The following is a 10132-nucleotide window of genomic DNA, read 5'->3' on the forward strand; positions in this document are numbered from 1 at the left end:
ACATTAATGATGTTGTTGCCGTTGAACTGTTGTTCTATCTATACATTCTCCTTGCGATTCAATTATCACAAAGGATATTTTTTGATCTATGATTGTATTTCCCACCGACTAGTTCCATTATTCATAAAAGATATGAGCGATTTTAGCGCAATTTCTACCATATCACTCACTGCTTGATCCGTATAAAATGCGGTATGTGGCGTTATAATGACATTGGGCAATGCCTTTAAGATGGCCAGTTGGTGATTATTCAGGACATTCAAACGGTGATCCTCATGAAAGATGCCCAGTTCATCTTCAATCACATCTAGTCCTGCAGCCCCTACTTTTCCCGTCTCAATCCCATAAATCAGCGCTTCGGTATCGATTAATGGTCCCCGCCCACAATTCACGATGCAGACGCCATCCTTCATTTTAGCGATGCTTTCCCGATTGATCATATGGTAGTTGCTATCGAATAATGGTGCATGCAGGGTAATCACATCACTAGTGGAGAATAGCTTTTCCAGCGAAACATACTCTATCAAATTTCTTAGATTATCATTTTTGTAAATATCGTAACCTATAAGGTTACATCCGAATCCGGAAAGATTTCTGGCAACAGTAGCTCCAATTTGACCGGTACCTATAATCCCCACAGTTAAGTTTCTGATTTCTCTTCCTTGAATACCTGCCAAAGTGTAATCCTGTACGGTGCCTCGTGCTAAAATCTGTTGTGCTTTGCGTTCACACATTAGAATTAACATCGTGGTAAAATCCGCGACACTATTGGGCGAGTAGGTAACATTGGAAAAGCGAATGCCATACTCTTTAGCCGCAGCTCTATCTACATAATTGTATCCAGCGCTTCTTAATGCGAGATACTTGACCCCAACCCTACTTAAAGCTTGCAAAGTTGCTCGGTCCGCTTTATTGCTCCCTTGTATCGTTACAGCCTCAGCGTCTTGCGCTTGAATTGCGGTCTCGGCATTTAACTCTTGAGTCACATATTTGATATCCAAATCAAACTTCTTCCCAAATTTTTCGAAGTATGCCGCTTCGTCAGGACGCGCTTGATAAACTACGATTTTATTCAAGGTTGAAAACTCCTTTCGGTGATTGGCCTCATCATGGAAAATGGAAATACGTTACCGGACAGTATAATGTGAACATTTTCACATTATACTGTCCGTATATCGTCCAACGTCAGCCGAATAGTGGAAACATTTTAAAGTGGTGGATTATAAAAAGTATGGCAACAGCAAGCTGATAACAATAACCATTATGGCTCCGCCGATCCGGTTGGCGATAGTTGCAAATGGCATCATCCCCATCCGCTCCGAAGTTGACAATACCCCGATAGCACCGGTTCCTCCCAGATTTCCTAAATTAAGACCTACGGCGATCATCGAATCTATAGGATGGAATTTCATAAGCTTGCCGACAATTAATGAACCTGCGACAGAGCCGATAACCCCAAAGATGATAATGATAAAATTTGATACTGTAAAATAGGAGGACACTTGGCTCAAATCAAGCGATGCAATCCCAATCCCCGTGATCAGGAACGGTAAAAAGTTTCGAACCATAAACCCTTGCCAGTAGTCACTAGATTGGCACAAGCTATCATCCAAGAATCCAGTTGCTTTCACGATAATGACTAAAATTACAGCCCAGGCTATAAAGTTAAGCTGTGGTATGAGAGTCTGCAAAATGTTACCGGCAATTATAAAAACAACCGAAACAAACAAGCCTGTACCTAACTTCGTAATATCTTTTTTCAAATCACTCGAGACTTTAGCTTTTTCTTCAACGGGTTGGTCTGCATTTTTGCGCACATTCTTCAGTAATTCGCCATTACCTGTTAGCGAAGGATAGCGCTTGCCAAGTTTATGCAGCAAGCCGGCGAAAATGACGCAAATCAGGTTCGAAATGTTCATGTATACAAGGAATTGCCCAGAAAAAGTTCCTGCCGGCTTGTGAAAAATTGGGCTGTAAATGGACGGAACAACAGCGATTGCACCAGAAGAGCCTCCGGTATAATTCGGCAAACCGATCATGAATAGACCCTCCAGCAGCGTTGAACCTGTTAGGAGCGATCCTAGAAATAAGAAGATGAACACAAAGGCCAGAGCACCAATAATGCATGGTAATAGCCGTAATGAGATGGAGACGAGTACCTTCCGATCCATACTGAGGATCGAACCGATGATGATTGCCGACAAAAATAAGTTGACAAAGCCCGATCCAATCAAACCAGAAATATTCGTCTGCACGTAATCCGGGATCAGGCCAAAATACACGAGTGCGGAGCCAGCGAATAACGGCAGGAGGATTGCCCCTCCCATCCAACTTCCAAAAATGGGGATGATGCCTCCAACATATGAGAACAAACCACCAGCCATCAAGAGAAATGCAATCGAACCGATAATATCTTTATTCAAATTCCCCGTATAGACCGCAAGCAAAATGATAATAGAAAAGGGAATATAGTACTTTAACGGCAACCCTGAAATCTTTATTCTTTTTAATTGAGTTATGAAATTCGACTTCGGCGGCATAGCGGTAACCCCAATTTGCTTATCCATAGTAAACTCCCATCTGATTATTGTTATAGCGCAAATTGTTTAGCTGGATGAGTGATGACCCCCATTAACGCGGATGCCGCGGCCACTGCCGGGGAAGACAAATAAATCAGCGACTTCTTGGTTCCCATTCTACCGATAAAGTTGCGATTGTTAGTGCCAAGTACCACCTCGTCGTCACTCATTAAACCATATGGTTGACCGCAGCATAATCCGCAGCAAGGGTGCGAGACACTGGCACCAGCATCGATGAAGGTTTGAATAAAACCGCGTTCCATCGCTTCTTTGTAAACGTTGGTGGTTGCCGGGATCACGATCATTTTCAGGAAAGGAGCTATTTTTTTACCTTCAAGAATTTTCGCTGCCGTCTCCATATCTTCAATGCTACCGTTGGTGCAAGAACCGATATAAACCTGATTCAGTTTCGTTCCTTCAATTTCGGATATAGGATGGACATTATCAACCCCTTGCGGACATGACAATTGGGGCTCGAGCTTGCTGACATCGTAACGAAGAACTTGTTCATACTCGGCGTCTTCGTCCACTTTCAGCCAGGAAATATCATTATAGTCCATGTCATAATACTCGGCTGTTTTTTCATCTGCTTCGAATAATCCTACCTTTGCACCGGCTTCCAAAGCCATGTTGGCTATGGTGAATCGTGACTGCATACTCATGCTGCGCACGGCAGCTCCTGTGAATTCCATCGACTTGTACTGTCCGCCGTCCGATTTGATGTCACCAAGGATTCTTAGGATAATATCCTTTGCTCCGACACCCTCTTGAAATTCACCTTCAAGCACAATCTTGATGGCCGAGGGAACTTTGAGCCAAATCTCGCCCGTTGCCATAACTGCTGCCATTTCGGTATGTCCAATGCCAGTACAGAAACAGCCCGCCCCGCCATAGGTCGTTGTGTGGCTATCTGTCGCTACGACGATTTCACCTGGTCTTGCGTATCTCAGCTCATGCATCAGAGAATGGCAGATTCCCTCGCCCTTATGAACGTTTTTAATTTGGAATTTTTCGGCCAACTCAAGTCCATCCACAAAATGAGCAGGATCGGTATCAGCTTGGTTGGTCGGCATCAGATGGTCAAAGATAATTACTCCGCGATCCGGATAGATCGCTTGGGTCACATGCATATCCTTTAAAGCGCGCTTTAGGAACGAAGTATAAATATCATGGATCATATATCGATCAGGCCGAGCGATTACAATATCGCCTGGGGCCAGACTTTGTTCTCCCGTATTTTTCATTAATAGTTTTTCAGCCAGTGTATATCCCATTGCTTGTTATCTCCCTTCTACTTCAGCTTTTTCCATTCGTTTAATGATGTTGGGGATTAGTCCGCCATCTTGAATAATTTCAAACAAGTTCTCGGGCACCTTGGGAATGCTGAAGCTCTTGCCGTTGACTGTAACTGACTGGTTCACTTCGACAGTCAGGATGTCCCCTTCTTCGCAGTGCTCAGGTATTTCTGCATTTTCAATCAGCAGCATTCCGTTATTGATCGCATTCCTAAAGAAAATGCGGGCAAAGGATTTAGCGATGATGCAGTAAACACCATGTACATTAATCGCTTCGGCGGCCATTTCCCGTGATGATCCGCAGCCAAAATTTTTACCAGCCACAATAATGTCTCCTGGTTGTACCTGAGATGCAAATTCGGAGCGAAGTGTTTCAAGGCAGTGCGAACCCATTTCCTTTTTATCGAGGATAACTCCGTGCCGACCTGCAATAATAGTATCTGTATCGACATCGTCCGGTAGTTTCCATATCTTACCGCTAAATTTCTTTTCCATAAAAGACTTCTCATCCCTTCGAATTTAATGTAATACAGCCCTTCAACGCGGAGTTGGCAACGGACTCTGCGGAAGCCAGGTAAACCAGCGAGTCCTTTGAGCCGTTGCATCCCTTGTAATTCCAGCAACTAGCAGATAGCATCGTTTCGCCTTCAGCGATAACACCTTTTGAGGTTGTCACACAGCTGGCGCAGCCTGTGCTCAAGATTTGCGCACCGCTATCAATAAAAGTTTGAATCAACCCTTCGGAAATAGCCTGCTTGTAAACTTCATTAGTTTGTGGTCCAATCGATAACCGCATATTAATTGGAATCCGTTTTCCTTTCAGAATCGCTGCGGCTGTTCTCAAATCCTCAATACTGCCTCCTGTGCATCCGCCGATGAAACAAGCCGACAGTGGAGTGCCTTTCAATTCAGCCGTAGGTTGCGATTGATGGATCGCCCCCGGCAGAGCAACCATCAGCTGCACATCTCCTAGATCATAGCTTTCTTGGCCCGGTCCTTGATAATCTGTTTGAAGAAAAGCTGTTACAGCACCGCTTCTCGAAGCCAATTGGCAAAGATCTGTTGTTTCTTTCGGGGATAAGGAATTTAAGCCCTTGCCATAAAATTCGATAGCTTTGCCGGCGTATTTAAGCTCTTCTGATGCTAAAAAAGAGATTAAGAAATCTTTAATGGACGCTTCTGGTTTGAGCTGACCCTTAAGTTCAATGTACACGGTTTCCGGAACCACTAGACTCATCTTGCCGCTGGCACACACTTGAAGCAATTCGGATGGATTCACATGTAAACCAAGAGCCTGCTCTACACCGAAAATGCTGTTGTGCTTGCCTGGCGAAACAATGATGTCACCAGGATTTACATATTGATCCAGCAGAATGTGATATCCGATGCCTTGGGATTGGACAAATTTCAGTTCGTGCTTGCGAGCAAACTGGATGAGTTTCTTCTGTATTTCAGCCGATATGAAATTCCCAGCGGGAGTATCGAAATAGAGCATTACGATCACCCGCTCAGGTGCCTCAAGCCGCTTTATATTTTCTAATTCATTTACAATTTCTAATGGTAAACTGTCACTTAAAACAATATAGTTCGGTTCAATTACTGTGGTTGCTCCGGACTTTTCGTTCAAAATAGATTCGATCATCGTCATATCAAACCAGCTCCTTCCCTATTTCCCTTATCTTTTCGGATATGATAGACCCCATTTCGCTTGTCCCAATCCGTTTACTTCCTGGTAAGCAGATGTCCTTTGTTGCGTATTTTTCATTTAATACCTGTCTAACTGCTTTCTCAATGGTCTGGCTCTCTTTTTCCAAACCGAAAGCAAACCGCAACATCATCGCGCCAGATAAAATAGAACCGATCGGATTGGCGATATCTCCGCCTATAATGGAATAATCCTTATTGTGTATTTGGTTAGGTGTAAACAAACCTTTGCCTTGGTGATTGAGCTCTGCTGACGGAAGTACATTCGGTGTTCCTGCCAATGCCGATATTTCATCCGAAAGGATATCTCCGAACATACCAGACGTTAGAATGACGTCATAGTTATGAGGATTGGTAATGACCTGCGCAGCGGCATCATCAATATACTGATTCACCAGACTGACATCCCGATAATCTGCGCTAACCTCCTGTACAACCTCACGCCACAATTTCGAACTCTCCAAGATGACCGCCTTATCCAAACTTGTGACCTTCTTGCTGCGCCCACGAGCAATTTCAAACGCGGCGCATGCATTCGCTTTGATAATTTCTTCATTATAGTACTCTGTATCGAATGCTTCTTTGCCATGATCCCCGATTCCCCGGTATCTTTTGGACATGAGCATGCCCCCAGCCAGATCACGAAGCATAAGAATATTAAACCCCTCGCCAATGATACCGTTCTTCAGAGGGCTCAAATCCGCCAATGATTTATACACGGAGATGGGTCTAATATTTATTGTAAGCTGTAGCTTTTTCCTAAGTAGAGAAAGAACATAGCTAGGACGCTTCTCTTGCGGTAATTCCGGATAGTGGTCTAGCCAAAGGCTGCCTAATAATATCGCGTCGCTTTCTTGACATTGTCTTAGGCTCTTATCAGGAAGGGGTTCGCCGTACTTTTGAACGGCCTCGGTTCCAGCTTCACATCTTTCAAAATGAAACGTATGATGAAATACGTTGCCGACTTCATTCATCACTTTGATCGCTTGATCAACGATTTCTTGACCGATACCATCTCCATAAATAACCGAGATATTGTATGCCATCTACCTCATCTTCTCTTTTTGATATTACGGAATAATACTTTTAATCCTCCAAAGCAATCACCGTTATATTCCTTGGATTTGTTGAAGCATATAAATAATTACGATTAGTACAACGTTGTACTAAAAAATCACCATGAATCACTATTCAATACACACAAGGTATTCACTATTCTCCTTTCTAAGGATTCGGCCGAATTTTAGAATTGAGTTTTAGTACAACGTTTTAGTATAACGTTGTACTTATTGACAGACTCATTTTATATCAATAAAATGAGCAAATCAAGGTTATGTTCTACTTTTCACAATTGTTCACATTTACTGAAAATTAGATTATGATTATATTTAAGGAAAGTATGACCAATTATTTATTAGATTGGAGACCTTTAGATGGTTACACTGAAGGATGTTGCTAAATTGGCTGAGGTATCCGTTTCGACGGTTTCCATTGTCATTAACGGCAAAACCAAGGAACGGAATATTCCCTTGAAAACCTACAATAAAGTCATGAAAGCCATAGATGAATTAGGTTATCAGCCGAATGTTAGTGCAAGACGTTTACGCAATTTAGATCGGGCCAAGCCGATCATTGCCTTATATTGGACATTAGATGCCCGGACGAACATGCTCACGGCACTGTTGGCGGGGATTCAATCCGAAATAGAAAAAAAACAATTTGATTTCGAGCTTGTTATACGTATTTATACGAATGATCAAATCGCAAAAGACGCTAAAGAGATCATGAACAATACGTATAATGGAATTATTATAGGTGCTACTTCCGAGGCGGATCTTGCGTATTTGGAGTCATTGTCGCCCCGCATGCCAATCGTTTTGATTAATCGCCAATCCAAAAAATTCTCCACAGTTTATGTTGACTCCGGCGAAGTTGCAATAGAGGCAGTTTCTTTGCTTACTAAACAGTCGGTACAACAAATCGGAGTGGTTGCAGTGGAAAGTCCTTATGTTGCTTCCAACCAGCGTATCAACGCGTTTCTTGAAGAGTGTAGGAAGCAGCATATTTCGGTTGATCAACCACATATTATGATGGCACCAAATACGCTTGCCGGTGGAGTTGCAGCGGCCGGGAGATATCTCCAAATGACGGATAGGCCTAAAACTATATTCTGTGAATCGGATACCATTGTTCTGGGAATGACCCATGAATTTAACCGTTTGAATATTAGAATCCCTGAGGAAGTTGCTATTATATCGATCGGGATGACCGGACCGGATGCTACCCAATATTCTACACCGCCCATTACGGCCATCGATATACCATCCGAGAAAATAGCCGCAGCAGCTATATCTATACTTTATAAATCGTTATCCAAGAAGAACCTACATGAACGGATGTTGCCCGTTCATCAAAAAATAGCTCCAACAACTTATATTCGAGCGTCATTTCCGTTACCGCCGGATGATGTCCTTAACTTTCCGCGGATATAAAAGGTTGATCATATGCCCGTTCCTGGATTTTTGCAATCTTCGCTTTACTCTCATGGAAATGAAGTGCCTGCCTCTTTAAAATAGATGGAGCAGGCACTTTTTCGTGAACATCTTTCATGGTACTCCCCTTGCCCGCTTTGCTTTCAACAGAGATTTCACAGTCCACAATATCTACCACTCGCTTCACTTCCAGATTGATACCACAGCCAGTATCCGAAACCTTCACTACTGCAAATCCTTCTTCTATTTTCAGTCTAACAGTCACCTTAACGCTTGGCTCGCTAACTTTATGGCATTAGAAAAGAGATTGTTCCACACTAAAGCACTCGATCTTCCAGTTGCGTAATCCGGTAGTAATCGTTTAATTCTTCTAACGCCCCGTTAGTTGAATAAGAGCACAACTTGTGATTTATTAGGAGGGTAGGAATTGATGTATCAGCAGAACAACTTTCACACATAAGAATTATTGGAGGAATTTATGGATAATAAAAGGTATTTTTCAATTGGGGAAGTTTCCAGATTAAAAAATGTTACGATAAAAACCTTACGTTATTATCATAATATTGGTTTATTAATACCTGCATACACTAATCCCGATAACGGTTATCGCTATTATACAGTTAATCAATTTATCTATCTGGATATTATAAAAATTTGTAAGCAAAGTAATGTAAGTGTTAAAGAAATTAAAGCCTTATTTGCTAAAGCCGATACTAATTACCTTAAACTTTACTTAGAACAGAAAAATGAAGAAATTCATAAAGAAATAAAGAAATTAGAGAAACTTAATAAACAAATAGAAATTTTAAAGGCAGCTATCCATTCATCTGAAGATGAACTTATGAACAATGGATTTAATATTCAGACATTTGAAGACAGATACTTTTTAAGTTTACCTACATCAGGTGGAGAACTTAATGAGATAAAGTCATTCGATAAATTAGATGAAAAATTAGGCGAATTCGCAACTCATACGTTTCAGTGTGGATTAATTTATTCATGTCAGTATGATAATTGGAAAATCAGTGATGTATTTCGTCTAATAACATCAGATGATTATAGATTGCTTAAAGATACCTTTAATATATCTGAATTACCAAAAGGAGAATATTTAACTGTTAATTGTACGGGAGATACTGAGATTGAAATATTTCAATTGGTAAAAGAATATTTGGAGAAAAACAGTTTGACGTGTAATAAGGTTTATTTGTTTTATTTAGTGACAGATGTTTTTAATCAATATAATCACTTCTCCCAATTTCAAATAAGTCTAAAGCCCACCCCATAAATAAGGTAGGCTGACTTTTAGCTGCTTAAAGTTTGTATTCATAAATAAAATTTGTATTTTCGAGTTTACCGTTAGGTAGATTAAATACAGTTACTTCTTCATCAAGACGAACAAATCCATTATGGTCATAGAATCCATAGTTACTCATTGTATCTGTATACACATAAATTTTATTTGCTTTTGTATTTCTTAAGTAAGAGATGAGCTCATTAAATAATTTTTTCCCTACTTTTTTTCCTCTAGCTTCTTCAGAAACAGCAAAGAATTCTAAGCAACCCTGAAACTCATCTTCTTTTCCTCTAATTAACTTGCTGTATGCCTCATTAGTCATAGAGGTGAGTTCAACAAATACTTTTCGTTCTATGTCATTTAGATTTAAGAGTTGTAGCAATTCACTTGTATAATCTTCTTGTAGCAATCTATAAGATGTTATTTCACCAACTCTTGAACCAAAAATTACACCAATAACTTCTCCATCTAATGTAGCTACTCTTCCAAAAGTACTTTTATTTAATATTGGACTTATGAACTTCATTGTAACTGCTGCATTTATTATGCCGTCATCCTCTATAAAATCCTTTGCGTTCCAGGTATCTGCAATAATCGCTTTAATACGTTCTATATCCTCTTTTCTAATGTCTCTAATATCTAAGTTCATTTTGACTTCCTCCTTTTAATTGATTAGCTTACAAATTGAGTTTAGTGTCTCCCCTAATGGGGAGAGTCAAGTATTTATTGTAATGCTATTTTCAACTAGCCGTTTATTGAATAAAA

General features: G+C 40.8%; 10 protein-coding genes. 2 read left to right on the forward strand and 8 right to left on the reverse strand.

Going from position 1 to position 10132, the window contains the following annotated elements; genetic code table 11:
* Nucleotides 1-86: 86 nt before the first annotated feature.
* The 6 genes from NSS94_RS21350 to leuB all read right to left on the reverse strand — a co-directional run bounded on the left by NSS94_RS21350 (nt 87) and on the right by leuB (nt 6624).
* Nucleotides 87-1076 carry a D-isomer specific 2-hydroxyacid dehydrogenase family protein gene (locus tag NSS94_RS21350; protein WP_341040073.1) on the reverse strand — a complete coding sequence of 330 codons (990 nt, stop codon included), beginning with the start codon at nt 1074-1076 and terminating at the stop codon, nt 87-89.
* A 144-nt stretch (nt 1077-1220) separates the two neighbouring features.
* A complete protein-coding gene (locus tag NSS94_RS21355) occupies nt 1221-2567 on the reverse strand; it encodes a 2-hydroxycarboxylate transporter family protein (protein WP_341040074.1) in 1347 nt (448 codons plus the stop codon).
* 23 nt (nt 2568-2590) lie between these two features.
* Nucleotides 2591-3853, reverse strand: coding sequence for an aconitase/3-isopropylmalate dehydratase large subunit family protein (locus NSS94_RS21360; protein ID WP_340933262.1), 1263 nt, complete (start codon nt 3851-3853; stop codon nt 2591-2593).
* A gap of 6 nt (nt 3854-3859) precedes the next feature.
* On the reverse strand, nt 3860-4369 hold the full coding sequence (locus NSS94_RS21365; protein WP_340933264.1) for a LeuD/DmdB family oxidoreductase small subunit: 510 nt from the start codon (nt 4367-4369) through the stop codon (nt 3860-3862).
* Between the two features lie 10 nt (nt 4370-4379).
* Nucleotides 4380-5522, reverse strand: a complete 1143-nt coding sequence (locus tag NSS94_RS21370; RefSeq protein ID WP_341040075.1) for an aconitase family protein — start codon at nt 5520-5522, stop codon at nt 4380-4382.
* A 1-nt stretch (nt 5523) separates the two neighbouring features.
* Nucleotides 5524-6624, reverse strand: coding sequence for a 3-isopropylmalate dehydrogenase (gene leuB / locus NSS94_RS21375; RefSeq protein WP_340933268.1), 1101 nt, complete (start codon nt 6622-6624; stop codon nt 5524-5526).
* Between the two features lie 387 nt (nt 6625-7011).
* On the opposite strand from leuB, the gene NSS94_RS21380 reads away from it, so the two are divergent.
* Nucleotides 7012-8070 (forward strand): LacI family DNA-binding transcriptional regulator, encoded by a 1059-nt coding sequence (locus tag NSS94_RS21380; RefSeq protein ID WP_340933270.1) that lies wholly within the window; start codon nt 7012-7014, stop codon nt 8068-8070.
* On the opposite strand, the gene NSS94_RS21385 is transcribed toward NSS94_RS21380, so the two are convergent.
* Nucleotides 8051-8335, reverse strand: a complete 285-nt coding sequence (locus NSS94_RS21385) for a hypothetical protein (protein ID WP_340933272.1) — start codon at nt 8333-8335, stop codon at nt 8051-8053. The genes NSS94_RS21380 and NSS94_RS21385 overlap by 20 nt on opposite strands.
* Nucleotides 8336-8548: 213 nt before the next feature.
* Here NSS94_RS21385 and NSS94_RS21390 point away from each other — a divergent pair, with 213 nt between their 5' ends.
* Nucleotides 8549-9358, forward strand: a complete 810-nt coding sequence (locus tag NSS94_RS21390; RefSeq protein WP_340933274.1) for a MerR family transcriptional regulator — start codon at nt 8549-8551, stop codon at nt 9356-9358.
* A 25-nt stretch (nt 9359-9383) separates the two neighbouring features.
* Here the strand turns inward: NSS94_RS21390 and NSS94_RS21395 are convergent, their stop codons facing one another.
* Nucleotides 9384-10016: a GNAT family N-acetyltransferase gene (locus tag NSS94_RS21395; protein WP_340933276.1), complete on the reverse strand. Its 633-nt coding sequence runs from the start codon at nt 10014-10016 to the stop codon at nt 9384-9386.
* Nucleotides 10017-10132: the final 116 nt, after the last annotated feature.

The sequence above is a fragment of the Paenibacillus sp. FSL L8-0644 genome, from assembly GCF_038008165.1.
GTDB classification, from domain to species: Bacteria; Bacillota; Bacilli; order Paenibacillales; family Paenibacillaceae; genus Paenibacillus; species Paenibacillus polymyxa_D.

Excerpts from the sequence above, each read along its gene's own strand:
- NSS94_RS21365 (WP_340933264.1), bottom strand. The coding sequence starts at position 4,369 with ATGGAAAAGAAATTTAGCGGTAAGATATGGAAACTACCGGACGATGTC.
- NSS94_RS21380 (WP_340933270.1), top strand. The coding sequence starts at position 7,012 with ATGGTTACACTGAAGGATGTTGCTAAATTGGCTGAGGTATCCGTTTCG.
- NSS94_RS21355 (WP_341040074.1), bottom strand. The coding sequence starts at position 2,567 with ATGGATAAGCAAATTGGGGTTACCGCTATGCCGCCGAAGTCGAATTTC.
- NSS94_RS21390 (WP_340933274.1), top strand. The coding sequence starts at position 8,549 with ATGGATAATAAAAGGTATTTTTCAATTGGGGAAGTTTCCAGATTAAAA.
- NSS94_RS21360 (WP_340933262.1), bottom strand. The coding sequence starts at position 3,853 with ATGGGATATACACTGGCTGAAAAACTATTAATGAAAAATACGGGAGAA.
- NSS94_RS21395 (WP_340933276.1), bottom strand. The coding sequence starts at position 10,016 with ATGAACTTAGATATTAGAGACATTAGAAAAGAGGATATAGAACGTATT.
- NSS94_RS21370 (WP_341040075.1), bottom strand. The coding sequence starts at position 5,522 with ATGACGATGATCGAATCTATTTTGAACGAAAAGTCCGGAGCAACCACA.
- leuB (WP_340933268.1), bottom strand. The coding sequence starts at position 6,624 with ATGGCATACAATATCTCGGTTATTTATGGAGATGGTATCGGTCAAGAA.